We start from the raw sequence: 13276 nt of genomic DNA, 5'->3' as shown, positions 1-13276 counted from the left end.
GACGACGAAGACCGCTTGCCAACCGGAGCTTTGCCGCTCCGAACAACCGCCCGTTCAGCGCCGCCCGGCGACCCGCTTCATCCCACCGCCGCGCGACGCGCCCGTGTTCTCCTCGAACAGCTCGGCGAGCTTTTCCGTCATCGCGCCGCCGAGTTCCTCGGCGTCGATGATCGTCACGGCACGGCGGTAGTAGCGCGTCACGTCGTGGCCGATGCCGATGGCCAAAAGTTCGACCGGCGAGCGGGTCTCGATCTCCTCGATCATGTAGCGCAGGTGGCGCTCGAGATAGTTGCCGGGATTGACCGAGAGCGTCGAGTCGTCGACCGGCGCACCGTCGGAGATCACCATCAGGATACGGCGCTGCTCCGGCCGCGCCAGCAGGCGCTTGTGGGCCCAATCCAGCGCCTCGCCGTCGATGTTCTCCTTCAGGAGCCCCTCGCGCATCATCAGCCCGAGGTTCTTTCGGGCACGGCGCCAGGGGGCGTCGGCGCTCTTGTAGATGATATGGCGCAGGTCGTTGAGGCGGCCGGGGGCGGGCGGCTTGCCGCCGGCGAGCCACGCCTCGCGGGACTGGCCACCCTTCCAGGCACGGGTGGTGAAGCCGAGAATCTCGACCTTCACGCCGCAGCGCTCCAGCGTGCGCGCGAGAATGTCGGCGCAGGTCGCGGCCACGGTGATCGGCCGACCGCGCATCGAGCCGGAATTGTCGAGCAGCAGCGTGACCACCGTGTCGCGGAAGTCGGTGTCCTTCTCCTGCTTGAAGGAGAGCGGCTGGAACGGATCGGTGACGACGCGCACGAGCCGGGCCGGATCGAGCTGGCCCTCTTCGAGATCGAAGTCCCAGGCGCGGCTCTGCTGCGCCAGCAGGCGGCGCTGGAGACGGTTGGCGAGGCGGCCGACGACGCCCTGAAGGTGGGCGAGCTGCTTGTCGAGATAGCTGCGCAGGCGCGAGAGCTCCTCGGCGTCGCACAGATCCTCGGCCTCGACGGTCTCGTCGAAGCGTGGGTTGTAGACCTTGTAGTCGGGGCCGGTCCGCTCGTTGCCGCGCTGGCTCGGCGGGCGCCAGGATTCAGAGGCCTCCTCCGACTCCGCGTCCTCGGCCTCCTCCGGCAGCTCGCCGGAGGGGGCGTCGGCGGATTCGGTGGCGCCCTCATCGAGTTCGTCGGTGGCCTCGTCGGACACCTCGATCTCGGCGCGGTCGCCCTGGCTCTGTTCCTCCGCCTCGCCCTCGCTCGGCTGCTGCTCGTCGTCCTGGGCCTGGTTCTCGTCGTCGTCGCTCTCATCGTCCTGATCGAGGGGCGTCTCGTCGGCCATGTCGAGGGAGGAGAGCAGATCGCGCACGGAGCGGGCAAAGCTGCGCTGGTTCTCGAGCGCACCGAGCAATCCGTCGAGGTTCTTGCCGGCGCGTGCCTCGATATGCTCGCGCCACAGCTCGACGATCCGGGCGGCAGCCGGCGGCGGCTTCTGGCCGGTCAGGCGCTCGCGCACCATCAGCGCGACGGCATCCTCCATCGGCGCGTCGGCCCGGTCGGTGATGTTCTCGTACTTGCCGCCGCGGTGGTAGCGGTCCTCCAGCATCGCGGTGATGTTGGCGGCCACGCCTTCCAGGCGGCGCGAGCCGATCGCCTCGACGCGCGCCTGCTCGACCGCGTCGTAGACCGCGCGGGCGGCGGCGTTGTCGGGGGCGAGGCGGCGGTGGACGCTGGTGTCGTGGCAGCCGAGGCGCAGGGCCATGGAATCGGAATGCCCGCGCAGGATCGCCGCGTCCTCGGCGGTGATCCGCCGGGTGGGCTCCGGCAGGCGCGCCTTGTCGCCGATCAGCGCCGGCCGATCGCTGGCATAGGTGACCTCGATATCGGGCCGCTTGGCGATGGCGCGCAGGCAGCCGGCCACCGAGCGCTTCAGCGGCTCGGCGCCGGGCTCCTTGCGGTCGCCGGTCTTGGGGCGGTTGGTCAGGGCCATATCTTCGCGGACGCCACCGGATCGAGTTCGGAGGCCCGGCCGGGGGATCGCCCCCGGTCACGGGGAGAGGGGCGCCGTCCCCGCCGCACGCCAAGCGTGGGCGGGGACGCCACCGTCAGGTCAGCTCAAGGCGACGTTGAGCGCGCTCTCGGGCAGTTCCTTGCCGAAGGCACGCTGGTAGAACTCGGCGACCAGGGGCCGCTCCAGCTCGTCGCACTTGTTGAGGAACGTCACCCGGAAGGCGAAGCCGATGTCGCGGAAGATGTCGGCGTTCTCGGCCCAGGTGATGACCGTGCGCGGGCTCATGACGGTCGAGAGGTCGCCGTTCATGAACGCGTTGCGGGTGAGGTCGGCCACGCGCACCATCCGGCTCACCGTGTCGCGTCCGCCCTCGCTCCGGTAGTGCGGCGACTTCGAGAGCACGATATCGACCTCGCGGTCGTGCGGCAGGTAGTTCAGCGTGGTCACGATCGACCAGCGGTCCATCTGGCCCTGGTTGATCTGCTGGGTGCCGTGATAGAGGCCGGACGTGTCGCCGAGGCCGACCGTGTTGGCGGTCGCGAACAGGCGAAAGCCCGGATGCGGGCGGATGACGCGCTTCTGGTCGAGCAGCGTCAGGCGGCCGGAGAGTTCCAGCACGCGCTGGATCACGAACATCACGTCGGGGCGGCCGGCATCGTACTCGTCGAACACGAGCGCGACGTTGTTCTGCAAGGCCCAGGGCAGGATGCCGTCCTGGAAGGCGGTGACCTGCTTGCCGTCCTTCAGGACGATGGCGTCCTTGCCGACGAGGTCGATGCGCGAGACGTGACTGTCGAGGTTGATCCGGATACAGGGCCAGTTCAGCCGTGCCGCGACCTGCTCGATATGCGTCGACTTGCCGGTGCCGTGATAGCCGGTGACCATCACGCGGCGGTTCCGGGCGAAGCCCGCCAGGATCGACAGCGTCGTCTCCCGATCGAAGATGTAGTCCGGATCGAGATCCGGCACGTGCTCCTCGGGCTCGGAATAGGCCGGCACCTTCAGGTCGAGGTCGATGCCGAACACCTCGCGGACGGAAACCTGGCGGTCGGGCAGGGAAGCGGGCGTTTCGTCAGACAGCATACGGAACCTCATCGGGGCGGCCGGGAACGGGCGTGACCCCGCGCGACCGCGCTTTCTATCGTCACTCACCTGCCGGGCGGCCCACAGGGAAGCGGGCGGATGTCTTCCTTAATCGCCGCCCCTCGGCATCGCCAAGGGGGCTCAGCCAGAAAGAGGGCGCGGCGAAACGGAGGGATCATCCGGGGAAGCCGGCTTCACATAGAAGCGGTATCCAAGAAATATAGGGCGCACGCGGACATTTGCTGCCCCACCCGCCGCCGGGCGGACCGGCATTCGGCGCATTGCCCGTTCGCGGCGCCGGGTTCGCACCCTTCGCACCGGACTCGGTGCCGGCCAGGGCGGGCGGCGCGGGTCAGCACAGCCCGGCGGCGCGCAGTACGTCGTGGGCGCGGATGATGTCGCGCAGGCGCTCCTCGAAGGAGCGGTCGCCGCCATTGGCGTCCGGGTGGAAGCGCTTCACCAGCGTTTTGTATTGCGCCTTGATCGCGGCGGTGTCGGCCGTCTCGTCGAGCCCCATCACGTCGAGCGCCTTGCGCACCGCCGCCGAGTGACGGGGACGCTGCGGCTCCGGCTCGGCCTGACGCCGGCCCGCGGCCCCGCCGCCGACCCCGTTCGCCCGCAGGATTCCCAGCGGGTCGGCATAGGCCCAGTCACGCTCGGCCTCGGTCTGGGCGCCCTTTGCCCCCTTGGCCTTCGCCTCGGCCGTGGCGGCCGCCGCGTTCATGCCCATCGACCATGTCGGCCGATGGCCGATGATCGCATCCTTCTGGTAGGCTTCGACCGCGGCATCGTTCATGCCGTCGAAGTAATTATAGGAGGCGTTGTAGGCGCGCACGTGGTCGATGCAGAAGCGCCAGTACTGCCCCTCCTGCCTGCGGCCCTTGGGGGCGCGGTAGAGGCCGGGATGGGTGCAGCCTTCCGCCTCGCAGGACGCCTCGGCCGTGGCCGCACCGGCCTTCGCGCGCGCGCCGGCCTTCGCCCCCGCCTTCGCTCCCGGCTTGGGATCGTCACAGGTCGGCTTGATACGGATGCGGTCGAACAGCGGCGAGTTGAGATCCATGACGGGCCGATTATGAGGGGCGGAGGCGCCGACGAAAAGGCCGTTGGGCCTGATGCCGCATGCATCGATCCGGGGTTGACGCTTTTGTGCCGGGACCGCGCCGGGCAAACGCCTCCGACACACGGCCGATGCACGGCCGTAGCGCTTCCGCTCGTAGCGAGGACATGATGACCGGGACGATGAAGGACTGGATCGCCGAGCGCCTGGAGGCCGAGTTGGCGCCGACCGCGCTCGATGTGACCGACGAGTCGCACCTGCATGCCGGCCATTCCGGCGCCCGGCCGGAGGGCGAGACCCATTTCCGGCTCGATGTCGTGTCGGCAGCCTTCGAAGGGAAGAGCCGGGTCGAACGCCACAGGATCGTCAACGGACTTCTCGACGAGGCCTTCAAGCGCGGGCTGCACGCCCTGGCGGTGCGGGCCCGAACGCCGGGCGAGGCCGGCTGAGGCCGAACGCGTTCAAGGAAGGAAACCCGCCGTGGCGCTCCAGTGCACGCCGCTGATCGAGATCGACGAGGCCGAACTCGAGGAAACTTTCGTGCGCGCCTCCGGCCCGGGCGGACAGAACGTCAACAAGCTGTCCACGGCGGTGCAGCTCCGCTTCGACGTGCGCCGCTCCCGAAGCCTGCCCGATGCGGTGGCGGTGCGGCTGATGCGGCTCGCCGGCCGGCGGCTGACGGGGGAGGGCGTCCTCGTCATCAACGCCCAGCGCTTCCGCACGCAGGAGCGCAACCGGGCCGATGCCCGCGAACGGCTCGCGGCGCTGGTGGCGGAAGCGGCGGTGCCGCCGACACCGCGCCGCGCCACCCGGCCGACGCTGGCCTCGAAGAAGCGGCGCCTCGACGAAAAGAGCCGCCGCAGCAGCGTCAAACGGCTGCGCGGCGGCCCAGGGGACGATTGACGGTCGCCGGGCGTCAGGTCGCGGCGGGAACGGTCGCCGTCGGCTTCGCCTCGGGATGCGCGTCGGGCTGCGGAGCCGCCACGCCCGAGACGTAGGGCGTGTCCTTGAGCAGGACCGTCAGCACCAGCGAGATCAAAGCCAGCAGCGCCGCGAGGCCGGCCGGGAACAGGAAGGCCCGCTCGCCGTACCAGCCGTGCAGGAAGCCGCCGATCACGGCGCCCGTGCTGAGCGCCCCCCAGAGCGGCGCCTGCAGCCAGAACGAGGGGGCCGGCTTGTGCAGGATCAGGTTGGCGATGCCCGCACCGAAGCGCACCACCGTTCCCGTGACGTAGGTGATGGCGAGGCTTCGGCCCGCCTCGTCCTGCAGCGTCGCGTTCTGGATGCCGAGCGCCAGCACGATCGGGTAGGCGTGGAGCGGGAAGGCCGTGCTGCCGAACGGGACGAACAGGCCGATGGCGAACAGCACGGCCTGGATGATCAGCAGGACCGAGAGCCGGAACCGGCCGGACCAGGCCGCGATCAGCGTGCCGATGCAGGCGCCGAAGCAGAACAGCGCGATCACGCTGGCGAACCGGGTGGTGCCGTCCCAGTCGAAGCCTGAGACGGCCACGCCGAACCGCGTGGTGTTGCCGCTCATGAACGACATGAAGAGCTGGGAGAATTCGAGGAAGCCGATCGAGTCGGCTGCACCTGCAGTGCCTGCCAGCATCAGCGCGATCGGGACACGCGTTACTGGACTTGCCGGAAAGGCCTTGTTCGACTCGTCAGCCATCGGTTCCTCTGATGTTGCTCCGCAGCACAACGGTATTACGGCTGTCCGGTTGCGTCCATTGCACAGACAGAAATCAAGTGTTTGTGTAGGATTAAGATGCGCCCCGGCACGTCCGACTTGCTTTGGCGCCGAATGGCCGCCGGGCGCATCTCGGCGATGACCAGACGAGCCTGCTCGGCCACCTCTCGCAGATAGGTGTCGGAATGGGCGTAGCGCCCGTCGGCACCGAGCACGACACCCGATTCCTCCCGTAGCGGGGACTGGACGGTGAAGGCGGCCAGCCCGCCGGGCCGCAGCACGCGGGCTATCCCAGACAGGGCCGACGTCAAATCCCCCAGATAGATGAAGACGTCGGCGGCCACGATCAGGTCGGCGGAGGCCGCCGGCTCGGCAGCCAGGAACGTGACGAGGTCGGCCTCGGCAAGACGCTCGTAGAGCCCGGTGCGGCCGGCCAGCGCCAGCATGGCAGGGGAGAGGTCGCAACCGGCCAGGCGCCCGACCCGACCCTCGAGCGCCCGACCCATCAGACCGGTACCGCAGCCAAGATCGAGCCCGTTCGGGAAGTGTTGCGGCGCACAAGACGGGTCCGGCCGCGCCAGCGCGTCGAGTGCCGCGACCATCAGCGCCGGCCCGCAATAGCCGAGTTCGTCCACGAGATGCCGTTCGAAGCGCGGGGCGTAGCCGTCGAACAGCGCGCGGATATAGGCTGGCGTGATCGCCGCGAGCGCATCGCCTGCGCCGAGCGCGGCGCGATGCAGGCGGCTGCCCAGCGCGTCCTCGGGATCGAGTTCGAGCGTCCGCCCGAACGCCGCGAGCGCGGCGAGCCGGTCGGCCGCGTCCCGGCTTTGCCCGAACAGGGTCTCGCGGGCGCGCCCGAGCAGGAACCAAGCGGGCGCGTAGCCGGGAGCGCGTTCCAGCGCCTGCTCCGCCATCTCCGCCGCCCCGGCGGGGTCGTCCTCGGCGAGGCAGGCCTCGGCGTAGGCGTAACGGCGGTCGGCGAGGAGATCGCCGGAGGAGCGCTGTCGGGACATCGTGCGTTTGCGGCCTTGGGAAACCTCCGCCCTATATCCCGGCCGATGTCGCAGCGCGCCTCCGATCTCCTCACCCTGACCCGCGAGGGCCTCTACTGTCCGCTCGGGCGCTTCCACGTCGATCCGACGCGGCCGGTCGAGCGGGCGCTGATCACCCACGGCCATGCCGACCACGCCCGCGCCGGCCACGGCACCGTGCTGGCCACGCCCGAGACCCTGCGGATCATGGCCGTGCGCTACGGCGAGGATTTCTGCACGACCCGCCAGGAGGCACCGCTCGGCGAACGGATGCGGATCGGCGACGTCACCGTGTTCTTCGCCCCCGCCGGCCACGTGCTCGGTTCGGCGCAGATCGCGATCGAGCGCGAGGGCAAACGCCTTGTCGTCTCCGGCGACTACAAGCGCGCGCCCGATCCGACCTGCCTGCCGTTCGAAGTGGTGCCCTGCGACGTGTTCATCACCGAGGCCACCTTCGGCCTGCCGGTCTTCCGTCATCCCGACACGCGGGGCGAGGTGCGCAAGCTGATCGATTCGGTGACGCTGTTTCCCGAGCGCGCCCACATCGTCGGCGCCTACGCGCTGGGCAAGGCGCAGCGGGTGATGGCGCTGCTGCGCGAGGAAGGGTGGGACCGGCCGATCCACCTGCACGGGGCGATGGAGAAGCTGACCGAACTCTACAAGCGTGAGGGCGTACCGCTCGGCGAGACGCCGAAGGTGGGGGCGGCCGACCGGAAGACCCTGCACGGCGCCATCGTGCTCTGCCCCCCGTCCTCGATTCAGGACCTATGGTCGCGAAAATTCCCCGATCCGGTCACCGCCTTCGCCTCCGGCTGGATGCGGGTGCGCGCCCGCGCCCGGCAGAAGGGCGTCGAGCTGCCGCTCGTCATCTCCGATCATTCCGACTGGCCGGACCTGTGCCGGACGATCCTCGACACGGGGGCCGAGGAGGTCTGGGTGACGCATGGCCAGGAGGACGCGCTGGTGCATTGGTGCGGCACGCGCGGCATCCGCGCCAAGCCGCTGCACCTCCTGGGCTACGGCGACGACGGCGAGGCCGAGCCCGATCCGGGACACGACCCGCGGATGGAGGAGGCCTCGGCGTGAACGACTTCGCCCACCTCCTCGACCGTCTCGCCTACGAGCCGCGCCGCAACGCCAAGCTGCGCCTGCTCCAGGATTTCTTCGCCGGCACCCCCGACCCAGAGCGCGGCTGGGCGCTCGCCGCCATGACCGGCGGACTCACCTTCCGCGAGGCCAAGCCGGCGCTGATCCGCGGGCTGGTGGAAGAGCGGGTCGATCCGGTGCTGTTTTCGCTCTCGCACAACTACGTGGGCGACCTCGCCGAGACCACGGCGCTGATCTGGCCGGGCCCGGGTGAATCGCCGGATGCTTCCCCTTCTCCCCGCATGCGGGGAGAGGGTCGCGACGACCGCGTCGTCGGCGCGACAAGCGGCAGCGAGGGTGAGGAGGCCTTGACGGACGAGGCTCTTCCGGAATCGCCCCCTCACCATCGCCGGCCGGCTCGCTCTGCCGACGACGCGGTCGCCGAAGCCCTCTCCCCGCAAGCGGGGAGAGGGGACGCCCCTGGCATCGGCCACAATAACCCTCCTCTCTGCGTCCCCCCCCTCGCCGAGGTCGTCGAAACCCTCGCCACCACCCCGAAGCGCGAACTCCCGCAGCATCTCGCCCGTTGGCTCGACGCCCTCGACGAGACCGGGCGCTGGGCGCTTCTCAAGCTCGTCACCGGCAACCTGCGCGTCGGCGTTTCGGCCCGTCTGGCCAAGACGGCGGTCGGCGCGCTCGGCGGCCACGAGGCGGATGCGGTCGAGGAAGTCTGGCACGGGCTCAAGCCGCCCTATCCCGAGCTGTTCGCCTGGGTGGAGGGCAGGGCTGAGCGGCCGGAGAGCCGCAACCCGGCCCCGTTCCGGCCGCCGATGCTCTCGCACCCGGTGGAGGAGTTCGAAGACCTCGACAAACTCGAGCCGGAGGCGTTTTCGGCCGAGTGGAAATGGGACGGCATCCGCGTCCAGCTCGCGGGCGGGCGCGACAGCCAGGGCCGGCAGGTCCAAAAAGTCTACTCGCGCACCGGCGAGGACATCTCCGCCGCGTTCCCCGATCTCGCCGAGGCGATCACCTTCGACGGCGCCCTCGACGGCGAATTGCTGATCCTGCGCGAGGGGCGCGTCCAGAGCTTCAACGTGCTCCAGCAACGGCTCAACCGGAAGGCGGTGACGGGCAAGCTCCTGGAGGAGTTCCCGGCCCATGTCCGCGCCTACGACGTGCTGTCGGCCGAGGGCGAGGACCTGCGCCCGCTGCCCTTCGCCGAGCGTCGCCCCCGGTTGGAGGCCCTCGTGCAGCGGTTGGACCACGCCCGGATCGACCTCTCGCCCGTGGTGCCGTTCGCGACCTGGGACGACGTCGCCGCAGCGCGCGCCGATCCGGCCTGCGCCGGAGCGGGGGCCGATGCGGACGCCATCGAGGGCGTGATGCTCAAGCGGCGCAACAGCCCCTACCTGCCGGGCCGTCCCAAGGGGCCGTGGTGGAAGTGGAAGCGCGAGCCCTACGTGGTCGATGCCGTGATGATGTACGCCCAGCGCGGCCACGGGAAGCGCTCGTCCTTCTACTCCGACTACACCTTCGGCTGCTGGCGCGAGGGGGCGGAAGGCGAGGAGTTGGTGCCGGTCGGCAAGGCCTATCACGGCTTCACCGATGCCGAACTGCAAAAGCTCGACCGCTACGTCCGCAACCATACGACCAAGCGGTTCGGCCCGGTGCGCGAGGTCGCCTACGGCCGCGAGGCCGGGCTGGTGCTGGAGATCGCCTTCGAGGGCGTGCAGCGCTCGACCCGGCACAAATCGGGCGTGGCGATGCGCTTCCCCCGCGTCAGCCGCATCCGCTGGGACAAGCCGGCGGCGGAGGCCGACCGGGTCGATGTGCTGGAACGGATTCTGGCGCGCGGCGAGGGCGAGGTCGCGCCGGGCGCGGCGATGGAGACATCGGAATGAGACAAGCGGGCAGAAATGGCGGAAAGATCGGGCCGCTCGAAGGGTTTTCGACGGCCGAAGTGACCCGGCAGGCGAGTGCGCGGGTGACGGTCGCGACGCCCGGACCGGGTTTCACGGATGTCACCGAGGCCGTGGCGGGTTTCGTCGCGGAGAGCGGCCTGCGCTCCGGCCTCGTCAGCGTGTTCTGCCGGCACACCTCGGCGTCGCTGACGATCCAGGAGAACGCCGACCCGGATGTGCGGGTCGATCTGATGACCGCGCTCGACGGGCTTGCGCCGCGACACGGGCAGTACGTCCACGGCATGGAGGGGCCGGACGTTTTACAAAAACAGGTCCGCTACATCCACAGCGCCGAAGGCCCTGACGATATGCCCGGACATATTCGAACCATGTTAACAGATACGAACATCGTGGTGCCGCTTCTCGAAGGGCGACTTGCGCTCGGAACATGGCAGGGAATTTACCTGATCGAACACCGCGAGCGATCTCATAACCGTGAAATTATTTTGGCGGCCTTTGGTAGTTAAATATTTCATGATTGGATAATTTTTGGATCATCAAATGCCTCACAAAATAGCATGAACATCAATCTTAATTTCTTCCGTTGGTCCGCCTTGAGGGGTATAGGTCAATCTAAGGCAGCCGGATTCACTGTGCTTATACCTTTTATTGGCTGGGCAATTTTGCTTAATGGCACAGCAGTAGAATACCTAGCGGTAGCTTCTGATCTATTTCAACAATCAACGGCTCAAAATCAGTCCGGGGCGACACCCTCGTTGATAAGTCGTTTATTTACATTATCAAATTTGTATTTCGCGTATTTCGGCCTTACATTTATAGGCGTAGCGTCGTTTATGTTCAAAGCATTTTGTCCTCGTATTATAAAAGATTACCCCACGCCATCAAAATATGTAGAAGACGAAGAAAAATTTATCACTGATGCAAGCGTCAATCTTCTCGCCGAAAAGACTGCCTCAGCCTACCTAAAGCAAGAAAAATCATATAAAAGTAAGCTCGCACCGATTTTCACATCAAGAGAACTTCAGGTTCAGATGGATGCAATTGTCAATCAAATGCATCTTTCTGGAAATTTTGGAGCAGGCGATTCAGATGGACACTTTGTTACACCGATGGATACGCCAATAGTTGAAAAAATACTAGAGGAAGTCTCGACTAATCGTCGCGTTAGCCGTGCTTTGGTCGAAAGCTTCAGAGCAGACGCACGAAAAAGTCGGTCAGATTTTATGATAATGGAATATTTCTCTGATGATGTTACATTATGGCAAATCAGATCAATTATATTAATATTATACGGCGTTGGATTTGCGTTACTTGCAGTCCCAACTGCTCGCACCTTGTATAAAATTATAAATTCGATGTCTTAAGGACATCGCTAAAGTTCAAATTTTCTGTAGCTGGTCAGTCAGCAGCAAGCAGTTTGTAGCAATGTGCAAGGGCATTGATGGGCCGGACTATATGCCCGCCCATATCCGCACGATGGTGACCGATTCGGGCCTCATCATCCCCGTGCGCGACGGCCGCCTCGCGCTCGGCACGTGGCAGGGCATCTACCTGATCGAGCATCGCGACCGGGCGCATCGGCGGGAGATCGCGCTGCACGCCGTCGGCACCTGAGGCCGCTTTTAGAGTGCCTCACAAAACTCCCGGTCTCCGACCGTTCCCACTCTGGCGATGACAGCGCGGCGGGCGTTTTGTGAGAGACACTTATCGCCGGATCAGAATCACACCGCCGACGAGGAGCGCGACACCGATCAGGCGCGGACCGTCGAGGGGGCGCTGGGCGAGCCCCATCCAGCCGAAATGGTCGAAGGTGACCGAGGCGAGCATCTGCCCGGCGACGAGGAGCGCGATGAAGGCCGCGGCGCCCAATTGCGGCACGAGAACGATGGCCAGCCCGATGAAGAGCGCGCCGAACAGGCCGCCGCTCCAGGCCCACCACGGCACCCGCGCCGCCACGCTCGTCGCGGGCAGGGGATCGCGCAGAGCCAGGGCAAGCAGCGCCATGCAGGCGAGGCCGGCAGCATAGCTCGCGAAACCGGCCCAGGCCGCGGAGCCGAGATCCGCGCGCAGGCGGGCATTCAGCACCTGCTGGACGACGATGCTGACGCCCGCCGCGATGGCGAGGAGGGAGGGGAGCAGGAGACGAAGCATCGGCCCTTGAGCCTTATCGGGTGGTGCAGCCGGCGTCCGGCGGAACGTGGTCGGCGCATTGACACCCGCGAAGCCCCATGACGTCAAATTCCTAAGATGCAGCTTTCCATGCAGATGAGGCATGATGAACCCGGCCCATCTCGACCTGTTTCGCGCGGTGCTGCGCCACGGCGGCATGACGCGGGCCGCCGCCGCGCTCGGCATCGGCCAACCGCATGTCAGCCGCGCCATCGCGCAGCTTGAGACCGATCTCGGATTTGCTCTGTTCGTGCGCGGCCACGGCGCCGCACTGCCGACGCGGGAGGGCGCAGCCTTCGCCCGAGAGGTGGAGCGGACCTATGCCGGGCTCGATGCCTTGCGCGAGGCAGCAGGCCGGATCCGTGACCTCGGCACCGGTCCGCTGCGCGTTGCCTGCCACCCCTCTCTGGCAGCGCACCTGCTGCCCCGCGCCATCCGCAGACTGAACGAGGAACACCCTGGCATTCACGTCGCTGTGCTGGTGCCGAGCCCGGAAACGATCTGGTCCTGGGCGGCGTCCGATCAGTGCGATGTCGGCCTCGTGCGGTCGCGTCCAGGCCATGAAGGGGTGATGAGCGAATCCTTCGTCGCCACCGAAGCGGTGTGTGCGGTGCCCCTCGGCCACGCCTTGGCGAGCAAGACGACCATTACAGTCGCGGACCTCGCGGGCGAACCGGTGATCGCGGGCACGCCGGGCGCGTTTCAGCAGAGGGTCGAGGAAGCGTTCGCGCAGGCCGGCATCGCGCCGCTCTTCGTCTTCACTGCGCAATACACGGCGGCGCGGTGCGGTCTCGTGGCCGAAGGCCTGGGCATGGCCATCGTCGATCCACTACCGGCGCGGACTCTCACGGGCCTGCCGATCGTGCTGCGGCCGTTCCGGCCGCGTCTGTCCATCGAAACCGTGATGATCCACCCGGCGGGTCGCCCACCGGGCCGGATCGCGCAGCGCCTCATGGATAACCTGAGGGCGCAGCGCGACGCCCTCAGGCTGACGATGGGATCCGGTTAGCGGTCGCTCAGCAGCAGGTAGAGCGCGTGGATCGAGCCCGGTAGGTAGAACAGCAGGCAGAGCAGGATGTTGAAGAGGAATTGAATCCCGAATCCATGCGTCATCAGCACCGAGATCGGCGGCAGGAAGAACGCGATCAGGATCTTGATGAGGGTCGACAACGGGAAACTCCGGTTCGCTCAGTGCGGTCGGGCGGTGAACGAAAGCGGAGCGGTTCGGTTCCGCATGGCGGCCCTCCCCATG

14 protein-coding genes and 1 pseudogene are annotated in these 13276 nt (G+C 67.3%); 8 read left to right on the top strand and 7 right to left on the bottom strand.

Annotation, left to right across the window (positions count from 1 at the left end):
* Window positions 1–54: 54 nt before the first annotated feature.
* The 3 genes from cobT to E4V01_RS06610 all read right to left on the bottom strand — a co-directional run bounded on the left by cobT (window position 55) and on the right by E4V01_RS06610 (window position 4126).
* Entirely contained in the window at window positions 55–1962 is a 1908-nt protein-coding gene (gene cobT / locus E4V01_RS06620) for a cobaltochelatase subunit CobT (protein ID WP_135297802.1), read from the bottom strand.
* Between the two features lie 120 nt (window positions 1963–2082).
* Window positions 2083–3066 (bottom strand): cobaltochelatase subunit CobS, encoded by a 984-nt coding sequence (cobS, locus tag E4V01_RS06615; protein ID WP_060770599.1) that lies wholly within the window; start codon window positions 3064–3066, stop codon window positions 2083–2085.
* 352 nt (window positions 3067–3418) lie between these two features.
* The gene (locus tag E4V01_RS06610; protein ID WP_135297801.1) at window positions 3419–4126 is read right to left on the bottom strand and encodes a J domain-containing protein; all 708 of its coding nucleotides are present in this window, start codon (window positions 4124–4126) and stop codon (window positions 3419–3421) included.
* A gap of 167 nt (window positions 4127–4293) precedes the next feature.
* On the opposite strand from E4V01_RS06610, the gene E4V01_RS06605 reads away from it, so the two are divergent.
* Both E4V01_RS06605 and arfB read left to right on the top strand, forming a co-directional pair.
* The gene (locus tag E4V01_RS06605) at window positions 4294–4572 is read left to right on the top strand and encodes a BolA family transcriptional regulator (RefSeq protein WP_060772312.1); all 279 of its coding nucleotides are present in this window, start codon (window positions 4294–4296) and stop codon (window positions 4570–4572) included.
* A gap of 31 nt (window positions 4573–4603) precedes the next feature.
* Window positions 4604–5026 carry an alternative ribosome rescue aminoacyl-tRNA hydrolase ArfB gene (arfB, locus tag E4V01_RS06600; RefSeq protein WP_060770601.1) on the top strand — a complete coding sequence of 141 codons (423 nt, stop codon included), beginning with the start codon at window positions 4604–4606 and terminating at the stop codon, window positions 5024–5026.
* Between the two features lie 13 nt (window positions 5027–5039).
* Here arfB and E4V01_RS06595 read toward each other — a convergent pair whose 3' ends face one another.
* Together E4V01_RS06595 and E4V01_RS06590 are read right to left on the bottom strand one after the other, a co-directional pair.
* Window positions 5040–5798: a YoaK family protein gene (locus tag E4V01_RS06595; RefSeq protein WP_060770602.1), complete on the bottom strand. Its 759-nt coding sequence runs from the start codon at window positions 5796–5798 to the stop codon at window positions 5040–5042.
* A gap of 35 nt (window positions 5799–5833) precedes the next feature.
* Window positions 5834–6829: a methyltransferase domain-containing protein gene (locus E4V01_RS06590; RefSeq protein ID WP_135297800.1), complete on the bottom strand. Its 996-nt coding sequence runs from the start codon at window positions 6827–6829 to the stop codon at window positions 5834–5836.
* A gap of 45 nt (window positions 6830–6874) precedes the next feature.
* Between E4V01_RS06590 and E4V01_RS06585 the strand changes: the two genes are divergently transcribed.
* The 5 genes and pseudogenes from E4V01_RS06585 to E4V01_RS06565 form a co-directional block, all read left to right on the top strand.
* A complete protein-coding gene (locus E4V01_RS06585) occupies window positions 6875–7933 on the top strand; it encodes a ligase-associated DNA damage response exonuclease (RefSeq protein ID WP_135297799.1) in 1059 nt (352 codons plus the stop codon).
* Complete coding sequence (locus tag E4V01_RS06580) at window positions 7930–9834, top strand: cisplatin damage response ATP-dependent DNA ligase (RefSeq protein WP_135297798.1); 1905 nt, start codon at window positions 7930–7932, stop codon at window positions 9832–9834. The genes E4V01_RS06585 and E4V01_RS06580 overlap by 4 nt, the downstream gene beginning before the upstream one ends.
* Window positions 9831–10361: a secondary thiamine-phosphate synthase enzyme YjbQ gene (locus E4V01_RS06575; RefSeq protein ID WP_135297797.1), complete on the top strand. Its 531-nt coding sequence runs from the start codon at window positions 9831–9833 to the stop codon at window positions 10359–10361. The genes E4V01_RS06580 and E4V01_RS06575 overlap by 4 nt, the downstream gene beginning before the upstream one ends.
* A gap of 51 nt (window positions 10362–10412) precedes the next feature.
* Window positions 10413–11219 (top strand): hypothetical protein, encoded by an 807-nt coding sequence (locus tag E4V01_RS06570; RefSeq protein WP_135297796.1) that lies wholly within the window; start codon window positions 10413–10415, stop codon window positions 11217–11219.
* A gap of 70 nt (window positions 11220–11289) precedes the next feature.
* Window positions 11290–11469 (top strand): annotated as a pseudogene (locus E4V01_RS06565) (YjbQ family protein); the annotation flags it as partial.
* A 90-nt stretch (window positions 11470–11559) separates the two neighbouring features.
* On the opposite strand, the gene E4V01_RS06560 reads toward E4V01_RS06565, so the two are convergent.
* Window positions 11560–12006, bottom strand: a complete 447-nt coding sequence (locus E4V01_RS06560) for a DMT family transporter (RefSeq protein WP_135297795.1) — start codon at window positions 12004–12006, stop codon at window positions 11560–11562.
* Between the two features lie 121 nt (window positions 12007–12127).
* Between E4V01_RS06560 and E4V01_RS06555 the strand changes: the two genes are divergently transcribed.
* Window positions 12128–13033 carry a LysR family transcriptional regulator gene (locus E4V01_RS06555; RefSeq protein WP_135297794.1) on the top strand — a complete coding sequence of 302 codons (906 nt, stop codon included), beginning with the start codon at window positions 12128–12130 and terminating at the stop codon, window positions 13031–13033.
* Here E4V01_RS06555 and E4V01_RS06550 read toward each other — a convergent pair.
* Entirely contained in the window at window positions 13030–13194 is a 165-nt protein-coding gene (locus E4V01_RS06550; protein WP_003603154.1) for a YqaE/Pmp3 family membrane protein, read from the bottom strand. The two genes, E4V01_RS06555 and E4V01_RS06550, sit on opposite strands and share 4 nt — an antisense overlap.
* Between the last annotated feature and the right edge of the window lie 82 nt (window positions 13195–13276).

Source organism: Methylorubrum sp. Q1 (assembly GCF_004683995.1).
Taxonomy (GTDB): domain Bacteria; phylum Pseudomonadota; class Alphaproteobacteria; order Rhizobiales; family Beijerinckiaceae; genus Methylobacterium.
Note: the sequence above shows the minus strand (reverse complement) of the source record. Positions and strands in the feature narration are given on the sequence as shown.